Genomic DNA, 23,195 nt, shown 5'->3' on the forward strand with positions numbered 1-23,195 from the left:
CCGACCCGCGGCGGCACGTGGTGACAATGACCGTTCGCGCCGCCCTATGGTGAGGGCAGCCAATACGAGCTGGAGGGATGGCCGGCGCGAGTCATGGCGGCCCTCTTACACCTGCGATGCGGGGCCCGCAATCCGGGGTCGCGACCGGCCGCCGCCCCGGCCCCTTCCCCGCGGCGGCGCGGCCCGGTAAAACCCGGCGAGCCGTTCCGGCCGCCGTCGGACCGCCTGCCCGAGGACCTCCCATGACCGTGTCGCCGCACGACATCGCCCGCGTCCTGATCGAGGCGCTGCCCCACATGCAGCGCTACGACGAGGAGGTCGTCGTGGTGAAGTACGGCGGCCACGCCATGGGCGAGGAGGCCGGGGCGAAGAGCTTCGCCCGCGACATCGTGCTGCTCGAGCAGACCGCCATCAACCCGGTGGTGGTGCACGGCGGCGGCCCGCAGATCGGCGGCATGCTCAAGCGGCTCGGAATCAAGTCGGAGTTCGCGGCCGGCCTGCGCATTACCGACGCCGCCACCATCGAGGTCGTCGAGATGGTGCTGGCCGGCTCGATCAACAAGCAGATCGTCGGCTACATCAACGAGGCGGGCGGCAAGGCGGTCGGCCTGTGCGGCAAGGACGGCAACATGGTGACGGCCCGCAAGGTCAGCCGCACCGTGGTCGATCCCGGCTCGGCGATCGAGCAGATCGTCGACCTCGGCTTCGTCGGCGAGCCCGAGAAGGTCGACACCTCGGTGCTCGACCAGATCCTCGGCAAGGACCTGATTCCGGTGCTGGCGCCGGTCGCCACCTCGGCCGAGGGCGGAACCTACAACGTCAATGCCGACACCTTCGCGGGCGCCGTCGCCGGCGCCCTCAAGGCGAAGCGCCTGCTGCTGCTCACCGACGTGCCCGGCGTGCTCGACAAGTCGAAGCAGCTCATCAAGGAGCTGTCGATCGAGGACGCGCGCCGGCTGATCGCCGACGGCACCATCACGGGCGGCATGATCCCCAAGGTGGAGACCTGCATCTACGCGCTTGAGGCGGGCGTCGAGGGCGTCGTCATCCTCGACGGCAAGGTCGAGCACGCGGTGCTGCTCGAGCTCCTGACCGACCACGGCGCCGGCACGCTGATCCACCGCTGATCCACCGCTGATCCACCGCTCATCCACGGCCGATCTCTCGACGGCGGGGCCGACCCGCGCCGGTGCGCCGGCGCGGCCGCTCAGCGCTGGAGCTGGCGCGAGAAGTCGCACACCTTGCGGGCGATGGCGACGACACCGGCCAGGAAGGCGGTCGGGCCGTCGCTGCGATACAGGGCCGCGTAGGGCACCGGCGGCAGCGCCGGCCGGGTCGGCACCACCACCAGCTTGCCCTCCTGCACCAGCGGCCGGAAGCAGCGGCGCGGCAGGTAGCCCACGCCGAGCCCGGCGACCGTGAGGCCGACCGCCGCCATCATGCTGTCGGTCGACATGGTACGCTCCAGCACGATGCCCTGTGCCTTGAACCAGCGCGCGTAGAGGACGCCCGAGCCCGCCCGGTTGCCCTGGGTGACGATCGGGTGGCGCACCAGCGCCTCCAGCGGGATCGGGCGTCGCGCCGTCACCAGGCCGGGCCGGCTCATCCAGGCGTTCTCGACGTCGGCGAGCGGCACCGCGACGACCTCCGGATCGGGCGTCAGCTCCGGCGCGACCACGAGGTCGAGGGCGCCCTCCAGCAGGCGCTCGTGCAGGTTCCGGGTGAGGTCGACGTCGGGCTCGATCGTCACGGCGGGATGCGACCGGCGCAGGATCGCCACGAAGCGCGGCAGCCAGGTCAGCGCCGACAGCTCGGTGACGCCGATGCGCAGCCGCCGGGTCGGCGGCTCGCTGCCGCTGCGCAGATCGAGGATGCGGCCTTCGAGGGTCATCATCTCGCGGCCGAGCGCCAGCACCTGCTCGCCCTGCTCGGTCAGCCGCGCGCCGCGACGGGTGCGGTCGAACAGCGCCAGCCCGGTCGCCGCCTCGAGCTCCTGGATGCGCTTGGACACCGCCGACTGGGTGGTGTTCAGGCGCGCCGCGGCACGCTCGAAGGTGCCGAGCCGGGCGATCCAATGCAGCGCCTCGATCTGCTTGAGCGTGACCGTCACGTGATCTCCTGCCTCGTGCCCGGCCATGCGCCGGCCGGTCGCCGCAGGGTGCGGCGCATCATTCCAAGAAGAGATGAAAACCTATCATAATTAATCGCTGCATGCGCGATCGCGGCCGGTGCTAGGAGAATCCGGTCACCCGGTCGATCGCCGTCCCGCGGCGGCGACGGCCGGCGACCGGCCGCGGGGCGCCGGCGTCGACGCGACGGCGCCGCTCCGCAGGTTCCGTCGTTTCCGCATCACCGAGACGAACCGGACATGATCATCGACTGCCACGGCCACTTCACCACCGAGCCCGAGGCGCTGCACGACTTCCGCCGCCGGCAGATCGCCGCACACGCCGAGGGCCGGCCGGGGCCCGATCCGGAGTCGCTGTCGATCGACGACGAGACGCTGCGGGCCTGCGTCGAGGGTGCGCAGATCGCCGCGCAGCGGCAGCGCGGCACCGACCTGACCCTGTTCTCGCCGCGCGCCGCCGGCATGGCGCACCACGTCGGCGACGCCGCCGTGAGCCTCGCCTGGACGCACGTCTGCAACGACCTGATCCATCGCATCTGCACGCTGTTCCCGAAGAACTTCGTCGGGGTCTGCCAGCTTCCGCAGTCGCCCGGCGTCGAGCCGGCGGCCTGCGTCGACGAGCTGGTGCGCTGCGTCGAGCGGCTCGGCTTCGTCGGCTGCAACATCAATCCCGACCCGACCGGCGGCTTCTGGACGACCCCGCCGCTGACCGACCGCTGGTGGTACCCGCTGTGGGAGGCCATGGCGGCGCTCGACGTGCCGGGCATGATCCATGTCAGCGCGTCGTGCAACGCCTGCTTCCACACCACCGGCTCGCACTACATCAACGGCGACACCACGGCGTTCATGCAGGTCCTGGAGGGCGACCTGTTCCGGGACTTCCCGACGCTGAAGTTCGTCATCCCGCACGGCGGCGGCGCGGTGCCGTACCACTGGGGCCGCTATCGCGGCCTCGCCCAGGACATGGGGCGCGGACCGCTGGAAGACCTCCTGCTGAACAACGTCTTCTTCGACACCTGCGTCTATCACGCGCTCGGAATCGAGCTGCTCACCCGGGTGGTGCCGGCCGACAACATCCTGTTCGCCTCGGAGATGATCGGCGCCGTGCGCGGCATCGATCCGCGGACCGGGCACCATTACGACGACACCAGGCGCTACATCGACGGTCTCGCCACCCTGAGCGCGGCCGACCGGCACAAGATCTTCGAGGGCAACGCCCGGCGCGTCTACGGCCGTCTGAACGACCGCCTGCGCGTGCTCGGCATCGGCGACGGCCCCCCGGCCTGATCGCGTCCATCCGCGCGGGCGCGGCCGCCACGATCACAGGAGGAGACCATGCTTCGACTGAATCGACGCGCCGTTCTGGCCGGCGCCGCGCTGGCGCCCTTCGCCGCGAAGGCCCAGACCGGACCGGCCACCATCAGGATCGTGGTGCCCTATCCGCCCGGCGGCTCGGTCGACGCGATCGCCCGCCTGGTCCAGCCCGGCCTGCAGCAGCGCCTCGGCACCACGGTGATCATCGAGAACCGCACCGGCGCCTCGGGCAGCATCGGCACCGACCACGTCGCCAAGGCGACGCCCGACGGCAGCACCTGGCTGTTCAGCTTCGACAATCTGGTGCTCAACCCGTTCGTGCTCGGCAAGCTGCCGTTCGACACCGAGACCGATCTCGAGCCCGTCTATCTGCTCGGCAAGGCGCCCTACGTGGTGTGCACCAAGGCCGACAAGCCCTACCGCTCGCTCGCCGACGTCATCGCCGCCGCCCGCGAGCGGCCCGGCAAGATCACCTACGGAACGCCCGGAGCCGGCAGTCTCGGCCATCTCGCCATGACGCTGCTCGGCAAGGAGGCCGGCGTCCAGATCGTCCACGTGCCGTATCGCGGCGCCGCGCCGGCCCTCAACGACACGCTCGCCGGCCATGTCGAGCTGTTCGTCGGCAGCATCGCGGTCGCCACGCCGCAGATCGATGCGAAGGCGGTCCGCGCCCTCGCCCAGCTCGGCGAGACGCGGGCGCCGACGCTGCCCGAGGTGCCGACCGCCCGCGAGAGCGGCTTCGCGAAGATCGCGGCCGACGCCTGGTGGGGATTCTTCGCGCCGGCCGGGACGCCCGGCGCGGCGATCGAGCGGTTCCGCGCCGCCGTCGACGCCGGCCTGCAGGATGCGGCGCTGGCGAAGCAGATCACCGAGGGCCAGGGCGTCACCCTGGTGCGGGCGGGCCCGGAGAAGCTCCGCGCCTTCGTCCAGGCGCAGATGGCGCTGTGGGGACCGGTCGCTCGCGAGCACGACATCACGGCGAAATGACCTGCCGGGTGGTGTCGCGATGACTATGACCTCGCCCATGCGGGTGAGCCCGATCGGGTGAGGGCGCCTCCGCAGCGCGGGGGGGCGGCCGGAAACGGTTGCGACGCACCGGTACGCCGCGGCCGCGGCCATCGGCGCTTGAGTGTGCGGACCGATCCGTGCAAGGTGCGGCAACGTTTCCGGATGTTGCGGCTGCCCGCCACGGAGAGTCCCCGACGTGACTGCGCGCTCCACCCGCGTCTTGATGATCTATCCCGAGTTCATCGCGAACTCGTTCTGGAACTACAAGGCCGCCTGCGAGCTGGTCGGTGCCCGGTATCCGGCGGCGCCACTCGGCCTGATCACGGTCGCGGCCATGCTGCCGTCCCACTGGGAGGTGCGTCTCGTCAATCGCAACACCGAGACGCTCGCGGACGGCGACATCGCCTGGGCCGACCTCGTGATGATCGGCGGCATGCTCAACCAGCAGCCGGACTTCCTCCACATGATCGACGTCGCCCGGCGGGCCGGCAAGCCGGTCTGCGTCGGTGGCCCGGACGTGTCGTCGAGTCCGCATCTCTACGCCAAGGCCGACTTCCAGGTGATCGGCGAGGCCGAGCTGGTCATCGACGACTTCATCGCGGCGTGGGAGCGCGGCGACCGCACGGGCGTGTTCACGGCCGAGAAGTACCAGGCGGACATCACCAAGACACCGCTGCCGCGCTGGGATCTGCTCAAGCTCGACCACTATCTCTACATCGGCGTCCAGTACGCGCGCGGCTGTCCGTTCACCTGCGAGTTCTGCGACATCATCGAGCTGTACGGCCGGGTGCCGCGCACCAAGACCAACGACCAGATCCTGGCCGAGTTGCAGGCGCTCCACGACGCCGGCTGGCGCGGCCATGTCGACTTCGTCGACGACAACTTCATCGGCAACAAGAAGAACATCCGCACGCTGATGCCGCGCCTCACCGCCTGGCAGCAGGAGCGCGGCTTCCCGTTCGAGTTCTCGACCGAGGCGTCGATCAATCTCGCCGACGACGACGAGATGATGCAGGCCATGAAGGACGCGAACTTCTTCGCCGTCTTCGTCGGCATCGAGAGTCCGGATCCCGAGACGCTGGTGCAGATGCGCAAGAAGCAGAACACCAAGCGCAACATCGCCGAGTGCATCCACAAGATCTACAGCTACGGCATGTTCGTGACGGCCGGCTTCATCGTCGGCTTCGACACCGAGAGGGTGTCGATCGCCACGCCGATGACGGAGTTCATCGAGGAGACCGCGATCCCCGTCTGCATGGTCGGGCTCCTGTACGCGCTGCCCGGCACCCAGCTCACGCGGCGCCTGGAGAAGGAGGGCCGGCTGCATCCGGGCCACGACCTGATGCATGTCGAGAGCGGCGGCGACCAGTGCACGCTCGGCTGCAACTTCGACACCAAGCGGCCGCTGCGCGACATCCTGGTCGACTACCGCACCATCCTGCAGAACGTCTTCGATCCGGTCGCCTATGCGGGCCGGCTGTCGCGCCTCGCCGCGATGATGGATCGGTCCGGCCGTCCGCGCGAGCTGCCCGAGGGCGATCCGCGCAGGCGTCTCGGCGGCATCGAGACCGTGCACCAGATCATCCGGGCGCTGCCGGAGGCGCGCGAGCCGTTCTGGAAAGTGTTCGTCGAGGTCGCCAAGTCGAACCCCGGGGCGCTGCGCTACATCGTGCTGCTGATGGCCTTCTACCTGCACCTCGGGCCGTTCTCGCGCCACGCCGTCGCCGCCATCGACCGCCGCATCGCCGAGCTCGACGCGGCGGCGGCGCCCGAGCGGCCGTGGGCGGTGGCGACGGTGCACTGAGGCGCCTCTTGCCGTCACGCCGCCGGCGATTCATGCCTGTGTCGGGCAGCGAATCACCGGGACGGAGGGTGCGATGCGGGGCAGGGGGGCGAGGCTCGCCGGCGCTGTCGCGCTGGCGCTCTCCATGGCCGCCGCCGCCCCGGCGCGGGCCGATCTCGCCATCTGCAACCGGCTGAGCTTCGTGGTCGAGGCGGCGCTCGGGCTGGAGGAGAAGGGGGCCACCGCGACGCGCGGCTGGATCCGGCTGGATCCCGGCCAGTGCCGCACCGTGCTGCAGGGCACCGTCGAGGCCGACCAGATCTTCCTGCACGCCCGAGCCCTCCCGGTATACGGGCCGTCGCCGGAGCCGCAGAGCGGCCACGCCGACCTGTGCATCGCCGACGGCGACTTCGTCATCGCGGCGGCGCGGGCCTGCCGGCCGCCGCAGCGCTTCGCCCGCTTCACCGCCGTGAAGCCCGCCGAGGCGCCGGAGGGCCTGGTCGCCGCGCTCGCCGAGGAGGCCGAGTACTCCGACGAGCAGGCCCGGCTCGCCGGCATCCAGCGCCTCCTGGTGCTGGCCGGCTACGACGCCAACCCGGTCGACGGCGTCGCCGGGCCGAAGACGGACGCCGCGATCGCCCAGTTCCTCAAGGACCGCGGCCTCGGCCCCGAGGCGAAATCCGCCCCGAACCTGTTCGACCTGCTGGTCGAGACGGCGCAGTCGCCGGCCGCCGCGGGCTTCTCCTGGTGCAACGACACCCGCTGGGCCGTGATGGCGGCGGTGGGGACCGACGAGAAGGGCGGCATCGTCGCTCGCGGCTGGTACCGGATCGAGCCCGGCAAGTGCGTGCGGCCGGACGTCGCCGGCAAGCCGAAGCGGCTGTACAGCTTCGGCGAGGCCGTGGACGCCGGCGGCCAGCCGGTGCGGCGCGGCAGCGGCCGGCTGTCCTGGGGCGGTGGCACCACCCTGTGCACTCGCGAGGCGCGCTTCGAGCTGTCCGACCACAAGGACTGTGCCGGCGCCGGCCTCGACGCGACCGGCTTCGCCACCGTCGACCTGGCGGGCCAGCCGGCGACGACGGTGCGTTTCAAGGAGTGACGCTCCTCCCCGATCGGGATAAAAGCGGGCCATGTCCTCCATGGCCCCCGAGATGTCCTCCGCCCCGTCGCCGGCCCGCGGCTTCGACCATGTCGAGACCTGGGTGTTCGACCTCGACAACACGCTCTATCCGCACCACCTCAACCTGTGGCAGCAGGTCGACGTGCGGATCCGCGACTACATCGCGAACTTCCTCGCCATCACCCACGACGAGGCGTTCCGGGTGCAGAAGGACTACTACAGGCGCTTCGGCACCAGCATGCGCGGGCTGATGATCGAGCACGGCATGAAGCCGGACGACTTCCTCGACTACGTCCACCGCATCGACCACTCGCCGCTGGAGCCGAACCCGGCCCTCGGCGCCGCCATCGAGCGGCTGCCGGGCCGCAAGCTGATCCTCACCAACGGCACCCGCACGCATGCCGACGCCGTGCTGGCCAAGCTCGGGATCGACCACTGCTTCGAGGACGTGTTCGACATCGTCGCGGGCGAGCTGTCGCCCAAGCCGTTCCCCGAGGTCTACGACAAGTTCCTGGCGCGCCACGGCGTCGACCCGACCCGGGCGGCGCTGTTCGAGGACCTCGCGCGCAACCTCGCGGTGCCGCACGGGCTCGGCATGGTGACGGTGCTGGTGGTGCCGGAAAAGACCCGCGAGGTGTTCCGCGAGTACTGGGAGCTGGAAGGCCACGACGCCGACCATGTCGACCACGTCACCGACGACCTGACCGGCTTCCTGCAGCGCCTGCCCGACCGGCTGCCGCTCGACCGGCCGGCCGGCGGGCCGCGCTGACCCGGCACCCTTGACAGACGGCCGGCCTGCCCCGACAACGCGGCCGCCATTGGGCCTGCCGCCATTGGGTTTTTCGAGGATTGCCGCATGTCGCACACCGAGCTCGCCAGGACCATCGACGAGGCGTTCGAGCGCCGCAACGAGGTCGGTCCGGACACCGAGGGTCCGGTGCGCGATGCGGTCGAGCACGCGCTCGCCCTGCTCGATCGCGGCGAGGAGCGGGTCGCCGAGCGCCAGTCGGACGGCGCCTGGCGGGTCAACCAGTGGCTGAAGAAGGCCGTCCTGCTGTCGTTCAGGCTCGCCGACATGGCGGTCATCCCGGGCGGCCCCGGCACGGCCGGCTGGTGGGACAAGGTGCCGTCCAAGTTCGACGGCTGGGGCGAGGCACAGTTCCGCGACGCCGGCTTCCGGGCCGTGCCGGGCGCGATCGTCCGCCGGTCCGCCTACATCGCTCCGAACGTCGTGCTGATGCCGTCCTTCGTCAATCTCGGCGCTTATGTCGACACCGGCACCATGGTCGACACTTGGGCGACGGTCGGCTCCTGCGCCCAGATCGGGAAGAACTGCCACATCTCCGGCGGCGCCGGCATCGGCGGCGTGCTGGAGCCGCTGCAGGCCGGCCCGGTGATCATCGAGGACAACTGCTTCATCGGCGCGCGCGCCGAGGTGGCCGAGGGCGTCGTCGTGCGCACCGGCTCGGTGCTGTCGATGGGCGTCTATCTCGGCGCCTCGACCAAGATCGTCGACCGCGCCACCGGCGAGGTGTTCATGGGCGAGGTGCCGGCCTATTCGGTGGTGGTGTCGGGCACCATGCCGGGCAAGCCGCTGCCGGACGGCACGCCGGGCCCGGGCCTGTACTGCGCCGTCATCGTCAAGCGGGTCGACGAGAAGACCCGCTCCAAGACTTCGATCAACGAGCTCCTGCGCGATTGATGAGGCCGTCGTCGCGCGGACCCGGAGGGCGGCATGACCTGGGGACGACATGACCTGGCATGACGTCCTGTTCGGGTTCGACGGCCGCATCGGCCGAAAGACCTTCTGGATCGCCTTCGTGGCGGTGACGGCGGCCGAGCTCGTCTGCCATTCGATCGCCGGCGCCATCGAGGGCGAGCGGCTCACCTCGATCGTCAGTCTCGCCTTCAGCTATCCCGAGTTCGCCATCATGGCGAAGCGCGGCCACGACCGCGGCATGCCAACCGCGGTGCCGGGCGTGTTCTTCGCCGTCAGCGTCGTCATCGACTTCCTGTTCGTGATCGGCGCCGCCGGCACCACCGAGGAGCCGAGCGCGCTGCTCCTGATGCTCACCGTGCCGTGGCTGGTCTTCGCGCTCGCCCTGATCGTCGACCTCGGTTTCCGGCCCGGCACCCGGGGGCCCAACCGCTACGGTCCGGATCCGGAGCGTCCGCGGCTGCGCGGCATCGACGGACGCGAGTGACATCCATGCCGGCCGACGTCGTCGCCATCGCCCGCGATCTCCTGCGCTGCCCCTCGGTGACGCCCGCCGAGGGCGGTGCGCTCGCCTGTGTGGCCGAGATCCTGTCGCGCGCCGGCTTCGCGGTCGAGCGCCCGGTGTTCTCCGAGCCGGGCTACCCCGACGTCGAGAACCTCTACGCCCGCATCGGCACCGCGGGGCCGCATCTCGTCTTCGCCGGCCACACCGACGTGGTGCCGCCCGGCGACGAGTCGAAATGGACACATCCGCCGTTCGGCGGCGAGGTGGCGGACGGCGTGCTCTACGGCCGCGGCGCCGTCGACATGAAGGGGGCCGTCGCCTGCGCACTCGCGGCGGCGCTCGACCATATCGAGGCGAACGGCGGCACGCCGAAGGGCTCGCTCTCGTTCCTGCTCACCGGCGACGAGGAGGGCGTCGCCGTCAACGGCACCGTGAAGCTCCTGAGATGGGCGGCGGACCGGGGCCAGACGTTCGATCACTGCCTCCTGGGCGAGCCCACCAACCCTGGCGCGCTCGGCGAGATGATCAAGATCGGGCGGCGCGGGTCGCAGAACGGCACCCTGGTCGTCACCGGGACGCCCGGCCACGTCGCCTATCCGCACCTCGCCGACAATCCGGTGCGCCACGTCGTGCGGATGGTCGCGGCGCTGCTCGCCGAGCCGCTCGACGCCGGCACCGACCACTTCGACCCGTCGAATCTTGAGTTCACCTCGATCGACGTCGGCAACAAGACCGTCAACGTCATCCCGGCCGAGGCGCGGGCGCGCTTCAACATCCGCTTCAACGATCGCCATACGCAGCAGACGCTGCGGGCCTTGGTGGACGCGCGCGCCGCCGCGGCCGCGCAGGGCGCCCGCTGGCGCATCGACTGGGAGCCGTCGAACGCCGATGCCTTCCTCACCGCGCCGGGCCCGTTCGTCGGCCTGGTGAGCGACGCCGTCGCCTCCGTGACGGGGCGGGCGCCGACGCTCTCCACCTCGGGCGGCACGTCGGATGCACGCTTCATCAAGAATTACGGTCCGGTGATCGAGTTCGGCCTCGTCAACGCCTCGATGCACGGTCTCGACGAGCGCGTGCCGGTCGCCGATCTCGTGGCCCTCACCGCGATCTATCGCGAGATCTTTTCGCGCTATTTCGGGTGAGCCTCGGGGCGGTGCGCCGCTCGGCGCAGACGTCGCGGACGCAGGCGCGCAGGAACCGGTGCGCCGGATCGGCGTCCATGCGCGGGTGCCACAGCATCGAGATCGAGAACTCCGGCACCGCGACCGGCAGCGCGAAGCTGTGCATCCCGTCGCGCAGGGTCCCGGTGTGCCGTTCGGGCACGCTGGCGATCAGGTCGGACGCCCGGGCGAGGGCGAGCGCCGTCGCGAAGCCGCCGACGATCGTGGCCACGTCGAGCGTCAGCCCCAGCGGCTCCAGCGCCTCGTCGATCGGTCCCTTCCCGAGCCCCTGTCGCGAGAACAGGATGTGCCGGCCGGCGGCGTAGCGCTCCGGCGTGATCGTGCCGCGGCACAGCGGGTGGCCGTTTCGCACCACGCCGATGAAGCGATCGCGGAACAGCATCTGGGCCCGCAGCTCCGGTCCCGTCGTGCTCCCGACGACGCCGGTTTCCAGGTCGACGGTCCCGTCGCGCAGCAGCCCGCTGTCCTTGTCCGCCTTCGGCAGGAACCGCAGCCGCATGCGCGGGGCCTCCGCGCCGACCCGGGCGACCAGGTCGGGTCCGAAATTGTCGACGAAGCCTTCGCTTGTCCGCAGCGTGAAGGTGCGCGCCACCGTGCCGAGGTCGAGCGCCTCGGCCGGGCGCAGCACCGCCTCGGCCTCCTGCACCAGCGGGCCGATCCGCTCCCGCAGCGCGACCGCGCGCGGGGTGGGCACGAGCCCGCGTCCGGACCGTACCAGCAGCGGATCGCCGGTCGTCTCGCGCAGCCGCGCCAGCGCGCGGCTCATCGCCGACGGGCTGAGCCGCAGCCGCCTCGCCGCGCGGGCGACGCTGCCTTCGGCCAGCAGCACGTCGAGGGTGACCAGCAGGTTGAGATCGGGTCGGGCCATGCGGAGAGCCTAGCACGGCTCGCGCCGGATGTGGCGTCCCGTGCACGAATGGAGTGCAGAACGTGCGCATTTCGCCATGTCCGCTCTCGACCTACGTTGCGGTGATCGCGGCCGCCCGGCCGCCAGCCCACGGAGCCGAAGGTGAAGCCGATCGTCGTGGACATCGTCGTGGAAGGAGAAGGCTCCGCCGCCGGACGGACGGACCGGAGCCCGTCGCGCCGCTGGGCGCTCGTCGCCCTGTCGCTGTCCATGCTGCTGTCCACCCTCGGCATCAGTGTCGCGAACGTCGCCCTGCCGACCCTCGCCGGCGTGTTCGCGGCCTCGTTCCAGGAGGTCCAGTGGGTCGTGCTCGCCTATCTGCTCGCCGTCACGACGCTGATCGTCGGCGCCGGGCGGCTCGGCGACATGATCGGCCGGCGCCGGCTGCTGATCGCCGGGCTCGTCGTGTTCACGATCGGCTCGCTGTTGTGCGGCGCCGCGCCGTCGCTCGGCCTGCTGATCGTCGCCCGGGCCGTGCAGGGCCTCGGCGCCGCCGTCATGATGGCGCTGACCATCGCGTTCGTCGGCGAGACGGTCCCCAAGGACCGGACCGGCAGCGCCATGGGCCTGCTCGGCACCATGTCTGCGGTCGGCACGGCGTTCGGCCCGTCGCTCGGCGGCATGCTGATCGGAGCGCTCGGCTGGCGGTCGATCTTCTGGGTCGGCGTGCCGCTGGGGATCGTCGCCGTGCTCCTCGCGTATCGCCATCTTCCCGCCGATCGCCCGCGGCCGGCGGCCGAGCGCTCCCGTTTCGACGTCGTCGGCACGCTGCTGCTCGCCGCCTCGCTCGCCGCCTACGCGCTCGCCATGACGATGGGGCGTGGTGGCTTCGGCCTCCTGAACGCGGCCCTGCTGGCAGCCGCCGGCTCCGGCACCGTGCTGTTCGTGCGCACCGAGACCAGCGCGGCCGCGCCGCTGATCCGGCCGACGCTGTTCCGCGATCCGGTGCTGAGCGCAGGGCTCGCCACCAATGCGGCGGTCTCCACCGTGATGATGGCGACGCTCGTGGTCGGACCCTTCCACCTGGCGCGATCGCTCGGCCTCGACGCGGCGCTCGTCGGTCTGGTGCTGTCGGTCGGTCCGCTCGTCGCGGCCCTGACCGGCCTGCCGGCGGGGCGCGCGGTCGACCGGTACGGCCCCTGGCCGATGATCGTCGCCGGCCTCGGCGCCGTCGCGGTGGGCTGCGCGGTCCTGTCCGTGCTGCCGGTGCGGTTCGGGGCGTCCGCCTACGCCGCCGCCATCGCGCTCGCGACCGCCGGCTACGCGTTGTTCCAGGCGGCCAACAACACCGCCGTGATGACCGGCGTGGCGGCGGACCGGCGCGGCCTCGTCTCCGGGCTGCTCAACCTGTCGCGCAATCTCGGGCTCGTCACCGGGGCGTCCGTGATGGGCACCGTGTTCGCGCTGTCGACCGGTGCGGCCGACGTCACGACCGCGCCGCCCGACGCGGTCGCGGTCGGCTTCCGGATCACGTTCCTGGTCGCCGCGATCCTGATCGTCGTCGCGCTGGCCGGCATGGCCGTCGGGCGCAGGATCGCGCGCGCCGCAGCGCCGGACTGAGGCCGGCCGAAGACCGGACCCGATGGCGGCGCCCCCGAAGGACCAACGCTCAATATTCCACGGCGACCAGATAGAGGCCGTCGGGCGGGGCGACCGGGCCGCAGGCGGCGCGGTCGCGGGCCTGGAGCGCGGCGAAGAGATCGTCGCCGCTCCAGTGTCCGTCGCCGACCATCACCAGCGAGCCGACCATCGAGCGCACCTGGTGGTGCAGGAAGGAGCGCGCCACCGCCGTGACGAGAACGTCGTCGCCGGAGCGGTCGACGTCGAGCCGGTCGAGCGTCTTCTCGGGCGACTGGGCCTGGCATTCGGTCGCCCGGAAGGTGGTGAAGTCGTGCTTGCCGATGAGGCGCTGCGCCGCCGCGTGCATGGCCGGGACGTCGAGCGCCTTCGGCACCCGGAAGGCGCGGCCCTCGTCGAGGGCGAGCGGCGCGCGGCGGTTGACGATGCGGTACATGTAGTGCCGCCGCACCGCCGAGAAGCGCGCGTCGAAGTCGTCCGCGGCCTCCTCGGCGGCGAGCACCGCGACCGGATGCGGGCGCAGATGCGCGTTCGCCGCGTCCCGCACCGTGTCGGTGTCGAAGGCCCGGGGCAGGTCCACATGGGCGACCTGGCCGAGCGCGTGCACGCCGGCGTCGGTGCGCCCGGCGCCCTTCACGGTCACCGGCTCGCCGACGAAGGCGGCGATCGCCTCCTCCAGCACGCCCTGCACCGAGGCGCCGTTCTGCTGGACCTGCCAGCCGACGAACGGCGCGCCGTCGTATTCGATGGTCAGCTTGTAACGCGGCATTCTCGTATCCTTCACGCCAGAACAGTGCCGGGCTCGACCGCGGTGCCGCGCAGAAACTCGTCCGCCGTCATCGGCTGACGGCCGGCCCGCTGCAGCTGCAGAATGCGCACGGCGCCATCGCCGCACGCGACGGTGAGCCGATGGTCCAGCACGGTGCCGGGCGGGCCCGACCCGTCCGCGCGGGTCGTGCGCAGCACCTTGATACGGGCCGGCCCCTTCGCCTCCGGCAATTCGAACCAGGCGCCCGGGAACGGGGACAGGCCGCGGGCGTGGTCGTGCACGGCCTTCGACGGCTTCGTCCAGTCGATCCGGGTCTCCGCCTTCTCGATCTTGGCCGCGTAGGTGACGCCGGCCTCGTCCTGCGGGGTGACGGCGAGGGCGTCGCGCTCGAGCGCGGCGAGTGCCCGGACCATCAGGTCGGCTCCGAGCCGGGCGAGGGCGTCGTGCAGGTCGCCGGCCGTCATGTCGGGGGCGATGGCGAGCCGCTCGGCCATGGCGACCGGGCCGGTGTCGAGGCCCTCCTCCATGCGCATCACCATCACGGCGGTCTCGGCGTCGCCGGCCATCACGGCGCGATTGATCGGGGCGGCGCCCCGCCAGCGCGGCAGCGCCGAGGCGTGCAGGTTGAAGCAGCCGAGCCGCGGCGCGTCGAGCACCGGCCGGGGCAGGATCAGGCCGTAGGCGACGACCACGGCGGCGTCGGCGCCGTGGGCCCGGAAGGCCGCCTGGGCCTCCTCGCCGCGCAGCGTCTTCGGGGTCAGCACCGGCAGCCCGAAGCGGCGCGCTTCGCGCTCGATCGGGCTCGGTTGCAGGGCCATGCCGCGCCCGGCCGGCTTCGGCGCGCGCGTGTAGACGGCGACGACCTCGTGGCCGCAGCCGACGATTTCGAGGAAGGTGGGCACGGCAAAGTCCGGCGTGCCCATGAAGACGAGACGGAGCGGCATGTCGGGACCGAATCGCCGGGACGGCGCGCCGCGACCGTAGTCGAATGAATCGCGTGCCGCCAAGCACGACCGTGTTGCCGATTGCTTCGCCGAGACCGACCCGGAACGTACCGGAGTTGTCCCGGGGCGCGATGAGTCGTTATGGTCGCGGTGGGACCGGGCCCGCGACCGCGGGCGACCTTCGGCAGACCGCGGTGGCGTGCCGGCCCGCGTGCACCGTCCGGGCGGCGCCCGGGCGGGAGCCAGGACAGGACCACATGCCCGCCGAAACCCTCACCTTCCGGACCCTCAACGGCAGTGCCATCGAAAGCCGACCGATCACGCTGCGCGCCGTCGTCATCGCGGTGTGGACCAGCCGTGACCCCAGCGGGCGCGACCTCAGGGTCGCCGAGATGGAGGCGGTCGGAATTCAGCGTCCGAGCCGGACGCCGCAGTTCCGGCGGGTCTCCACCCACCGCCTGACGACGGCGGACGTCATCGAGGTGGTGGGTGGCGAATCGAGCGGCGAGGTCGAGGTGGTGCTGGTGCGCGACGGTCGCGGCCTGTGGGTCGGGGTCGGCTCCGACCATACCGACCGTCGCATCGAGCGGACCGAGCCGCATGTGGCCAAGCAGATGTGCGACAAGCCGATCGCGCCCGATCTCTGGGCCTTCGACGACGTCGCCGACCACTGGGACACCCTGGTGCTGCGGTCCTGGATCGCCGAGCACGGCGAGACGCGGCTCTATCAGGAGGGCACGGTCGCGGCGATCCTGCCGCCGGCCGACCTGATGCGGGCCTTCGCCGACCGCGAGGATCTGCCCGACGGCACCGCGCTCTACTGCGGCACCTTCGCGGCGATCGGCGGCATCCGGCCGTCCTCGCGGTTCAGCTTCGAGCTGTTCGATCCGCGGCGCGAGCGGCGCATCGCCCATGCCTACGATGTCGTCGCGCTGCCGGCCGGAGCCTGAGATGCGCGGGCGGCAACCGTCGGCCGCCGCGATCGTGGCGCTCGCGCTGGTCTCCGCCACGACCATGGCCGGGCCGGCATCGGGGCAGGCGGCCGGTCTGCCCGACGGCTTCGTCCGGCTGCGCGAGCGCGATCCCTCGATCCGCCAGGACATCCGGTACGCCGGGCCGTTCAATTTCACCGGCCGCCGCGTGCCGGGCTACCTCGCCGCCGAGTGCATCCTGCTGCGCCCGGTCGCCGACGCGCTGGCGCGGGCGCAGGCGCGTCTCCTCGCCGACGGCTATTCGCTCAAGGTCTACGACTGCTACCGGCCCGAGCGGGCGGTGCGCTCCTTCGTCGACTGGGCGCAGAGCCCGGAGCCCGACCGCATGGCGCGCGTCTTCTCGCCCGAGATCCCCAAGTCGCAGCAGTTCGCGCTCGGCTACATCGCCAAGCGCTCGCGCCACTCGGTCGGCACGGCCGTCGATGTCGGGCTGGTGCGGGCCGGCGAGCCGGATCTTCCGACCCCGACCGATGCCGGCCGCTGCGACGGCCCGTTCGCCGGGCGGGCGCGCGAGTCGAGCCTCGACATGGGCACGGCGTTCGACTGTTCCGCGCCGGCGAGCGCGACCGCCGCGACCGTGTCACCGGCGGCGCGCGCCAATCGCGACCGGCTGGTGCGGGCGCTCGCCGCGGAGGCATTCCGCAACTACCGGCTCGAATGGTGGCATTTCGACTTCACCGGACCGACGCCACCGCAGCGCGCGTGGGATTTCCCCGTCAGGTGAGAAAAGCTCGGGCATGCGCCGCCGCATCGCCGCGCCACTCGGAAAAGGAGCTAGACATCGCCTCCCTCCGGCCGATCCGCCTGATTAACCCTTCGGTAAAGAACGGCGAGAAAATACCGGGAGTTGAATCGATTCCTCCACCCACCGCGTCCACAATGGCACGCGTGGACGTGGGGAACTCATGAAGGCACGTCGGCTCGTCCTGCCCTTCCATGGGTTGATCGCGGTGGCCGGAGCCCTGATCGGGCTCGGACTGCTGGCGATCGGATTGACCGTGTGGGGCCTGCGGTCGGACGCGATCCGTGTCGCCGCACGCGACTCCGAGAACATCGCGCACCTGATCGGCGACCAGATCTCGGCGGCCGTCGAGCCGCTGGTCGACATCCTCGACGAGATCCGCGAGCGCGGTGCCGCCGTCCGCATCGAGGACGATGAGGCGCTCCGCCGCCACTTCGGCACCGAGGCCGTGTTTCAGACGCTCAACGACCGCCTGCGGCGGCTGCCGGCGCGCGCCGTGATCGTCGTCACCGATCGGAACGGTGTCCTCCTCAACTCGACCCGTGCCTGGCCGCCGCTCGCCATGAGCTTCGCCGACCGGCAGTACGTGCAGCACTTCCACACCGCCCCGGCGTCCGACCTGTTCATCAGCACGCCGACCGAGAGCCGCGTCACCGGCGAGCCGACGCTGTTCTTCAGCAAGGGCATCGTCGACGCGCGTGGCGAGCTGGTCGGGGTGGTGGCGGCCGGGTTCGAGATCTCCTATTTCGAGCGGGTCTGGCGTGCGGTCGCCACCCTCGCCGGGCGCACCTTCCTGCTGGCGCGCACCGACGGAACCATCCTGGTCCGCTTTCCGGATCCGAAGCGACGGGCCGGCGAGAGGCTGCCGCCGCACTCGCCGTGGTACAGCGTGGTGGCGGAAGGCGGCGGCTCGTATCGCGGCACCGGCTACTTCGACCCGGAACGCCGCTGGATCTCGGTGTCGCCGCTGCAGCGCTATCCGCTGGTCGTCGACGTCGCCATATCGGAGAACCTCGTGCTCGAGGCGTGGCGGCGGCGCTCGCTGCTGATCACGGTCGCGACCCTGCTCGCCGTCGCGGCGGCCGTGATGCTGCTGCGCGCCCTGATCGTCCAGTTCCGCAGCCTGACCCGGTCCGAGGCCTCGCTCGCCGCGACATCCCAGGAGCTCAAGCAGGTCAACGCCCGGCTCGACACCGCGCTCAACAACATGTCGCAGGGCCTGTGCATGTTCGATCGCGACGAGCGGCTGGTGATCTGCAACGAGCGGTATCTCCGGATGTACGGGCTGACACCGCACGACGCGCCGGCCGGCATCACGCTCGAGGAGCTGCTGGCGCTGCGCGTCTCGTCCGGCAGCTTCATGGGCGACACGCGCGAGTACCGGGCCCGGCTGCGCGAGCGGCTGGCCGACGGCAGCCGCATCTATCTCCAGACCGAGCTGCCCGACGGCCGCATCGTGGCCGTGCTCAACCAGCCGACCCCGGACGGCGGCTGGGTCGCCACCCACGAGGACGTGACCGAGCGCCAGCGCGCCGCCTGGCGGATCGCCCACATGGCGCGGCACGACGCGCTCACAGATCTCGCCAACCGGCTGCTGTTCAGCGAGCGGATGGACGAGGCCTTCGGGCGGCTGCGCGACGTCGGCGAAGGCTTCGCCCTGTTCATCTTCGATCTCGACCTGTTCAAGGCGGTCAACGACTCGCTCGGCCACCCGGTCGGCGACGCGCTCCTCAAGGCGGTAGCGGAGCGCCTGCGCAAGCACGTGCCGGAGGACTGCACGGTCGGCCGGCTCGGCGGCGACGAGTTCGCCATCCTGATGCCGGGCGGCGAGAACCGGCGCAAGGAGGCGGCGCGGCTCGCCGAGATGCTGCTCGACGTGATCGGTGCGCCCTACGACGTCGACGGCAGCCGGGTCGGCATCGGCATCAGCGTCGGCATCGCGCTCGCCCCCGAGGACGGCGACGACACCTCGACGCTGCTCAAGAACGCCGACCTCGCGCTCTACCGGGCCAAGGCGGCGGGCCGGCACTGCTGCCGCTTCTTCGAGATCGAGATGGACGCGCAGGCCCGCATGCAGCACGTGCTCGAGATCGACCTGCGCAACGCGCTGGCGCGCGACGAGCTCGACGTCCACTACCAGGTCATCGTCGACGTCGCGACCCGGAAGCCGAGCGGGGTCGAGGCGCTGGTGCGATGGCGTCACCCGGTGTTCGGCGAGCTGCCGCCCGATCGCTTCATCCCGATCGCCGAGGACACCGGCATGATCGTCGCGCTGGGCGAATGGATTCTGCGGCGCGCCTGCACGGACGCGATGTCCTGGCCGCCGCACATCCGGGTCGCCGTCAATCTCTCGCCCGTGCAGTTCCGCGATCCCGGCCTGGTTCCCACGGTGCGCGGCATCCTGACGACCGCCGGCCTGCCGCCCCAGCGGCTCGAGCTCGAGATCACCGAGTCGGTGCTGCTGCAGAAGCACGCCTCGATCATCGCCATGCTGCACGAGCTGTCGGACCTCGGCATCAACATCGTGCTGGACGACTTCGGGGTCGGCTACTCGTCGCTGAGCTATCTGCGTCTCTTCCCGTTCTCCAAGATCAAGATCGACCGCGGCTTCGTCGGCGAGATGACCCAGCGTGCCGACTGCGCCACCATCGTGAGCGCCGTGACGAGCCTGGCGCACGCGCTCGACATGGCGACGACGGCCGAAGGCGTCGAGACCTGGGAGCAGTTCCGGCTGGTGCAGGCGGCCGGCTGCAGCCAGGCGCAGGGATTCCTGTTCAGCAGGCCGCAACCGGCCGACCAGATCGACTTCTCGCCGCGCGGCAGCGGCGAGCGCAGCCACGGCTGAGACGACGGCGGCATATCGTGGCGCTTTCGGATAACGAGGGCGGCGCTTGGCGTCGCGACCCGCGCTGACAACGCGGCCGCGTCACGCTATGGAGAAGACCGACCTCGCGGCCGTCGCCGATGCCCGCCTGACGGCCCGCCCGTTCCGCCTTCCGTCACCGCCTCCCGATTCCATTTCGCGCCAGGATCGACATCATGCAGGACACGCGTTCGCCGCTCGGCCTGATCGGCCTCGGTCTCATCGGCACGGCGCTGGCGAAGCGCCTGCTCGCCGCCGGATTCCCGGTGGTCGGCACCGACATCGCGCCCGACGCGCGCGCGCGCCTCGCCGGGCTCGGCGGCACCGCCGTCGACACCGTCGCGGAGATCGCGCGGCGCTGCGAGCGCGTGCTGATCGCCGTGTTCAACAGCGACCAGGTCGAGAGCGTGATCGAGGGCGCCGACGGCCTCCTCGCGGCCGAGGGGCGGAAGACCTCCGTCGTGCTCAACTTCGCGACCTGCGACCCCGACCGCATGGTGGCGCTCGCCGGCCGGCTGGCGCCGCGCGGGCTCGACTTCCTGGAGACGCCGCTGTCCGGGGCCAGCGACCAGGTGGCGCGCGGCGAGGCCGTGTGCCTGGTCGGCGGCGACGAGGCCGTGCTCGGCGCCGCGCGCGACGTCGTCGAGGCGGTGAGCGGCAAGCACTACTTCCTCGGCCCGGTCGGCAACGGGGCCAAGGCCAAGCTCGCCACCAACCTGATCCTCGGCCTCAACCGCGCCGCGCTCGCCGAGGGCCTCGTCTATGCCGAGGTGCTCGGCCTGCCGCTCGACGCTTTCTTCGAGGCGGCCCGCAACTCCGCCGCCTACTCGCAGGCCATGGACGTGAAGGGCCGCAAGATGATCACGCGCGACTTCTCGACCGCCGGCAAGGTCGTCCAGTCGGCGAAGGATTTCGCGCTGATCCTGCAGACCGCCCGCGAGCAGGGCCAGACGCTGCCCTTCGCCGCCGCCTATGCCGAGGCGATGGCCGGCTGCATCGCGGCCGGCGAGGGCGACTGGGACAACAGCGCCATCGTCGAGCACGTCCGCCGCGCCCGCATCCGCAAGGGGTGAGGCGGGCGGCGGCCCGGGCGCGAGGCTCCCGCTCTTCCGTTCCAGTATTATTCGGTATACAAAAGCGCCGGACAGTGCGGCCCGCCTGCCGGGGCGGGGCCGCGCGGCACGACGACCGAGGATCGGATGGCAGTTTCGGAGAGCACACCGGCCGGCGCGGCGGGCGCCGGCTTCGACCGGCGCGACCCCCGCGCGGTGCGGCACGCCTGCCGCAGCGGCGGCTACACGGGCTACACGGCGGGCCTCGCGCCCGGCCACGTGCAGGCCAACCTGTGCATGCTGCCGAAGGACTGGGCCGAGGACTTCCTGCTGTTCTGCCAGCGCAACCCGGCGCCGTGCCCGCTGATCGCCCGCTCCGATCCCGGCGACCCGCGGCTGCCGACGCTCGCGCCGGATCTCGACATCCGCACCGACGTGCCGCGCTACCACGTCTTCCGCGACGGCGCGTTCGTCGAGGAGGTGACCGACATCACGGCCCTGTGGCGCGACGACCTGGTGGTGTTCGCGCTCGGCTGCTCGTTCTCGTTCGAGGAGGCGCTGGCCGACGCCGGCCTGCCGCTGCGCTTCCTGGAGCGCGGCTCGGTCGCCGGCGTCTACGTCACCGACATCGACACCAGGCCGGCCGGCCGCTTCCACGGCAAGCTCGCCGTGACGATGCGGCCGTTCAAGCCGGCGGACGCGATCCGGGCCATCCAGGTGACGTCGCGCTTTCCCAACGTGCACGGCGCGCCCGTCCACATCGGCGACCCGGCGGCGATCGGCGTCGACCTCGCGAACAAGTATCGCGGGGTGGGCGACGGCACCGTCGCGCCGGGCGAGCTGCCGCTGTTCTGGGCCTGCGGGCTCACGCCGCAGCTCGCCGTCGCCAATGCGCGGCCGCCGTTCTGCATCACCCACGCGCCGTCCTCGATGCTGGTGACGGATCTGCGCAACGCCAGCCTCGCCGTCCTGTGAGCGGCGCGCGGATGGGATACCGGTACCGGAACTTCGAGCTGCCCGGCCGCTCCGAGGCGCTGGGCGCCGACGGCATGGTGGCGACCTCGCATCCGGCGGCGACGCTCGCCGCCCTCGACGTGCTGCGGGCCGGCGGCAACGCCGTCGACGCCGCGGTGTGCGCCGCCGCCATGCAGGCCGTGGTCGAGCCGACCCAGACCGGCATCGGCGGCGACTGCTTCGTGCTGCTGATGAAGGCCGGCCGGGACACGCCGGTCGCGCTGAACGGCTCCGGCCCGGCCCCGGCCGGGGCGACGCTGGACGCGCTGCGGGCGGCCGGGCTGCGCGAGATTCCGGTCGAGAGCCCGCACGCCGTGACGATCCCGGGCGCCGTGGGGACGTGGGAGCGGCTGGTGCGCGAGCACGGCCGTCTCGATCTCGCCCGCCTGCTGGCGCCGGCGATCGCGGCCGCCGAGGACGGCTGCCCGGTGCCGGAGCGCCTCGCCCGCGACTGGGGCCGCCAGGTCGACAAGCTCCGCCGCAACCCGGCGGCGGCCGCGACCTTCCTGCGCGACGGCGCGCCGCCGCGGCCCGGCACGGTGCATCGCCAGCCGGTGCTCGCCGAAACGCTGCGGCGGATCGCGAAGGACGGCGCCGACGCCTTCTATCGCGGCCCGATCGCGGCCGCGCTGGCGCGCACGCTGCGCGGCCTCGGCGGCGTCCACACGGCCGACGACTTCGCCGGCTTCGCGCCCGACGACGTCACGCCGATCGCCGTGAACTACCGCGGCTGGGACGTGTGGGAGTGCCCGCCCAACGGCCAGGGCGTCGTGCCGCTGATGATGCTCAAGGCGCTGGAGGGCTTCGATCTCGCCGCCTTCGATCCGGTGAGCGTCGAGCGCTTCCACGTCCAGTCCGAGATCGGCCGGCAGGCCTATGCCGAGCGCGACGCCGTGGTCGGCGACCCGCGCACCGGCGTCGTGCCGGTCGACTGGCTCCTGTCGGAGCAGCACGCCGCACCGATGCGCGGCCGCGTCTCGATGACGGGCCGCATCGCCGATCCGCTGCCGCCGGCCGGTCCGGTGCATCGCGACACCGTGTTCATCGCGGTGGTCGACCGCGACCGCAACGCGGTGGCGCTGATCAACTCGATCTACGAGGACTTCGGCTGCGGCATCGTCTGCCCGGAGACCGGCATCGTGCTGCACAACCGCGCCTGCGGCTTCGTGCTGGAGCCCGGCCACCCCAACGCGATCGCGCCCGGCAAGCGGCCGCTGCACACCATCATCCCGGCGATGCTGTCGAAGGACGGCGAGGCGGTGATGCCGTTCGGCGTCACCGGCGCCCAGTTCCAGCCGTTCGGGCAGGTGCAGGTGCTGACCGACATGCTCGACTACGGCCTGCCGGTGCAGCAGGCGATCGACCTGCCGCGCATGTTCGCCCGCGGCGATCTGTTCGAGGTGGAAGGCACGGTGCCCGACGCGGTCGTCGACGGTCTGCGGCGGCTCGGCCATGCCGTGACGCGTGCGGAGAACCCGCTCGGCACCGCCCAGGCGATCTGGATCGACCGCGAGGCGGGCGTGCTGCGCGGCGGCGCCGATCCGCGCCGCGACGGCCTCGCCCTCGGCTATTGAGGAT

At 71.8% G+C, this 23,195-nt stretch carries 20 protein-coding genes; 16 read left to right on the top strand and 4 right to left on the bottom strand.

Annotated elements, in window-relative coordinates; genetic code table 11:
• Nucleotides 1-242 precede the first annotated feature (242 nt).
• Nucleotides 243-1,127 carry an acetylglutamate kinase gene (gene argB, locus J2S22_RS23865; RefSeq protein WP_272778706.1) on the top strand — a complete coding sequence of 295 codons (885 nt, stop codon included), beginning with the start codon at nt 243-245 and terminating at the stop codon, nt 1,125-1,127.
• 80 nt (nt 1,128-1,207) lie between these two features.
• Here argB and J2S22_RS23870 read toward each other — a convergent pair whose 3' ends face one another.
• Nucleotides 1,208-2,110, bottom strand: a complete 903-nt coding sequence (locus tag J2S22_RS23870) for a LysR family transcriptional regulator (RefSeq protein ID WP_272778705.1) — start codon at nt 2,108-2,110, stop codon at nt 1,208-1,210.
• A gap of 258 nt (nt 2,111-2,368) precedes the next feature.
• On the opposite strand from J2S22_RS23870, the gene J2S22_RS23875 reads away from it, so the two are divergent.
• The 8 genes from J2S22_RS23875 (at nt 2,369) to dapE (ending at nt 10,717) form a co-directional block, all read left to right on the top strand.
• A complete protein-coding gene (locus J2S22_RS23875) occupies nt 2,369-3,415 on the top strand; it encodes an amidohydrolase family protein (protein WP_272778704.1) in 1,047 nt (348 codons plus the stop codon).
• A gap of 48 nt (nt 3,416-3,463) precedes the next feature.
• Nucleotides 3,464-4,429, top strand: a complete 966-nt coding sequence (locus tag J2S22_RS23880; RefSeq protein WP_272778703.1) for a tripartite tricarboxylate transporter substrate binding protein — start codon at nt 3,464-3,466, stop codon at nt 4,427-4,429.
• 244 nt (nt 4,430-4,673) lie between these two features.
• Entirely contained in the window at nt 4,674-6,254 is a 1,581-nt protein-coding gene (locus tag J2S22_RS23885; RefSeq protein WP_272778717.1) for a B12-binding domain-containing radical SAM protein, read from the top strand.
• Nucleotides 6,255-6,327: 73 nt separating this feature from the next.
• A complete protein-coding gene (locus J2S22_RS23890) occupies nt 6,328-7,332 on the top strand; it encodes a DUF1036 domain-containing protein (RefSeq protein WP_272778702.1) in 1,005 nt (334 codons plus the stop codon).
• A 31-nt stretch (nt 7,333-7,363) separates the two neighbouring features.
• Nucleotides 7,364-8,122 (top strand): pyrimidine 5'-nucleotidase, encoded by a 759-nt coding sequence (locus tag J2S22_RS23895; RefSeq protein WP_370878247.1) that lies wholly within the window; start codon nt 7,364-7,366, stop codon nt 8,120-8,122.
• A gap of 87 nt (nt 8,123-8,209) precedes the next feature.
• Complete coding sequence (gene dapD / locus J2S22_RS23900) at nt 8,210-9,055, top strand: 2,3,4,5-tetrahydropyridine-2,6-dicarboxylate N-succinyltransferase (RefSeq protein ID WP_272778701.1); 846 nt, start codon at nt 8,210-8,212, stop codon at nt 9,053-9,055.
• 49 nt (nt 9,056-9,104) lie between these two features.
• Entirely contained in the window at nt 9,105-9,557 is a 453-nt protein-coding gene (locus J2S22_RS23905; protein ID WP_272778700.1) for a DUF805 domain-containing protein, read from the top strand.
• Nucleotides 9,558-9,562: 5 nt separating this feature from the next.
• On the top strand, nt 9,563-10,717 hold the full coding sequence (gene dapE / locus J2S22_RS23910; RefSeq protein ID WP_272778699.1) for a succinyl-diaminopimelate desuccinylase: 1,155 nt from the start codon (nt 9,563-9,565) through the stop codon (nt 10,715-10,717).
• On the opposite strand, the gene J2S22_RS23915 is transcribed toward dapE, so the two are convergent.
• On the bottom strand, nt 10,674-11,624 hold the full coding sequence (locus tag J2S22_RS23915) for a LysR family transcriptional regulator (RefSeq protein WP_272778698.1): 951 nt from the start codon (nt 11,622-11,624) through the stop codon (nt 10,674-10,676). The genes dapE and J2S22_RS23915 overlap by 44 nt on opposite strands.
• A 141-nt stretch (nt 11,625-11,765) precedes the next feature.
• Between J2S22_RS23915 and J2S22_RS23920 the strand changes: the two genes are divergently transcribed.
• Nucleotides 11,766-13,223, top strand: a complete 1,458-nt coding sequence (locus J2S22_RS23920; RefSeq protein WP_370878248.1) for an MFS transporter — start codon at nt 11,766-11,768, stop codon at nt 13,221-13,223.
• 49 nt (nt 13,224-13,272) lie between these two features.
• On the opposite strand, the gene truA is transcribed toward J2S22_RS23920, so the two are convergent.
• Both truA and fmt read right to left on the bottom strand, forming a co-directional pair.
• Entirely contained in the window at nt 13,273-14,010 is a 738-nt protein-coding gene (truA, locus tag J2S22_RS23925; RefSeq protein WP_272778697.1) for a tRNA pseudouridine(38-40) synthase TruA, read from the bottom strand.
• Nucleotides 14,011-14,021: 11 nt separating this feature from the next.
• Nucleotides 14,022-14,954 carry a methionyl-tRNA formyltransferase gene (fmt, locus tag J2S22_RS23930; protein ID WP_272778696.1) on the bottom strand — a complete coding sequence of 311 codons (933 nt, stop codon included), beginning with the start codon at nt 14,952-14,954 and terminating at the stop codon, nt 14,022-14,024.
• A 257-nt stretch (nt 14,955-15,211) separates the two neighbouring features.
• On the opposite strand from fmt, the gene J2S22_RS23935 reads away from it, so the two are divergent.
• The 6 genes from J2S22_RS23935 to ggt all read left to right on the top strand — a co-directional run bounded on the left by J2S22_RS23935 (nt 15,212) and on the right by ggt (nt 23,191).
• A complete protein-coding gene (locus J2S22_RS23935; protein ID WP_272778695.1) occupies nt 15,212-15,904 on the top strand; it encodes a DUF2848 domain-containing protein in 693 nt (230 codons plus the stop codon).
• Between the two features lies 1 nt (nt 15,905).
• Nucleotides 15,906-16,670 carry a M15 family metallopeptidase gene (locus J2S22_RS23940; protein ID WP_272778694.1) on the top strand — a complete coding sequence of 255 codons (765 nt, stop codon included), beginning with the start codon at nt 15,906-15,908 and terminating at the stop codon, nt 16,668-16,670.
• 181 nt (nt 16,671-16,851) lie between these two features.
• On the top strand, nt 16,852-19,533 hold the full coding sequence (locus J2S22_RS23945; protein ID WP_272778693.1) for a bifunctional diguanylate cyclase/phosphodiesterase: 2,682 nt from the start codon (nt 16,852-16,854) through the stop codon (nt 19,531-19,533).
• A 194-nt stretch (nt 19,534-19,727) separates the two neighbouring features.
• A complete protein-coding gene (locus J2S22_RS23950; RefSeq protein ID WP_272778692.1) occupies nt 19,728-20,624 on the top strand; it encodes an NAD(P)-dependent oxidoreductase in 897 nt (298 codons plus the stop codon).
• 126 nt (nt 20,625-20,750) lie between these two features.
• A complete protein-coding gene (locus J2S22_RS23955; RefSeq protein ID WP_272778691.1) occupies nt 20,751-21,578 on the top strand; it encodes a putative hydro-lyase in 828 nt (275 codons plus the stop codon).
• An 11-nt stretch (nt 21,579-21,589) separates the two neighbouring features.
• On the top strand, nt 21,590-23,191 hold the full coding sequence (ggt, locus tag J2S22_RS23960) for a gamma-glutamyltransferase (RefSeq protein WP_272778690.1): 1,602 nt from the start codon (nt 21,590-21,592) through the stop codon (nt 23,189-23,191).
• Nucleotides 23,192-23,195 lie beyond the last annotated feature (4 nt).

The organism is Rhodoplanes tepidamans (genome assembly GCF_030813915.1).
Taxonomy (GTDB): Bacteria; Pseudomonadota; Alphaproteobacteria; order Rhizobiales; family Xanthobacteraceae; genus Rhodoplanes; species Rhodoplanes tepidamans.

Bases quoted from the DNA above. Each gene is read 5' to 3' on its own strand.
- argB (WP_272778706.1), top strand. From the start codon at position 243: ATGACCGTGTCGCCGCACGACATCGCCCGCGTCCTGATCGAGGCGCTG.
- J2S22_RS23875 (WP_272778704.1), top strand. From the start codon at position 2,369: ATGATCATCGACTGCCACGGCCACTTCACCACCGAGCCCGAGGCGCTG.
- J2S22_RS23880 (WP_272778703.1), top strand. From the start codon at position 3,464: ATGCTTCGACTGAATCGACGCGCCGTTCTGGCCGGCGCCGCGCTGGCG.
- J2S22_RS23885 (WP_272778717.1), top strand. From the start codon at position 4,674: ATGATCTATCCCGAGTTCATCGCGAACTCGTTCTGGAACTACAAGGCC.
- J2S22_RS23890 (WP_272778702.1), top strand. From the start codon at position 6,328: ATGCGGGGCAGGGGGGCGAGGCTCGCCGGCGCTGTCGCGCTGGCGCTC.
- J2S22_RS23895 (WP_370878247.1), top strand. From the start codon at position 7,364: ATGTCCTCCATGGCCCCCGAGATGTCCTCCGCCCCGTCGCCGGCCCGC.
- dapD (WP_272778701.1), top strand. From the start codon at position 8,210: ATGTCGCACACCGAGCTCGCCAGGACCATCGACGAGGCGTTCGAGCGC.
- J2S22_RS23905 (WP_272778700.1), top strand. From the start codon at position 9,105: ATGACCTGGCATGACGTCCTGTTCGGGTTCGACGGCCGCATCGGCCGA.
- dapE (WP_272778699.1), top strand. From the start codon at position 9,563: ATGCCGGCCGACGTCGTCGCCATCGCCCGCGATCTCCTGCGCTGCCCC.
- J2S22_RS23915 (WP_272778698.1), bottom strand. From the start codon at position 11,624: ATGGCCCGACCCGATCTCAACCTGCTGGTCACCCTCGACGTGCTGCTG.
- truA (WP_272778697.1), bottom strand. From the start codon at position 14,010: ATGCCGCGTTACAAGCTGACCATCGAATACGACGGCGCGCCGTTCGTC.
- fmt (WP_272778696.1), bottom strand. From the start codon at position 14,954: ATGCCGCTCCGTCTCGTCTTCATGGGCACGCCGGACTTTGCCGTGCCC.
- J2S22_RS23935 (WP_272778695.1), top strand. From the start codon at position 15,212: ATGCCCGCCGAAACCCTCACCTTCCGGACCCTCAACGGCAGTGCCATC.
- J2S22_RS23940 (WP_272778694.1), top strand. From the start codon at position 15,906: ATGCGCGGGCGGCAACCGTCGGCCGCCGCGATCGTGGCGCTCGCGCTG.
- J2S22_RS23945 (WP_272778693.1), top strand. From the start codon at position 16,852: ATGAAGGCACGTCGGCTCGTCCTGCCCTTCCATGGGTTGATCGCGGTG.
- J2S22_RS23950 (WP_272778692.1), top strand. From the start codon at position 19,728: ATGCAGGACACGCGTTCGCCGCTCGGCCTGATCGGCCTCGGTCTCATC.
- J2S22_RS23955 (WP_272778691.1), top strand. From the start codon at position 20,751: ATGGCAGTTTCGGAGAGCACACCGGCCGGCGCGGCGGGCGCCGGCTTC.
- ggt (WP_272778690.1), top strand. From the start codon at position 21,590: ATGGGATACCGGTACCGGAACTTCGAGCTGCCCGGCCGCTCCGAGGCG.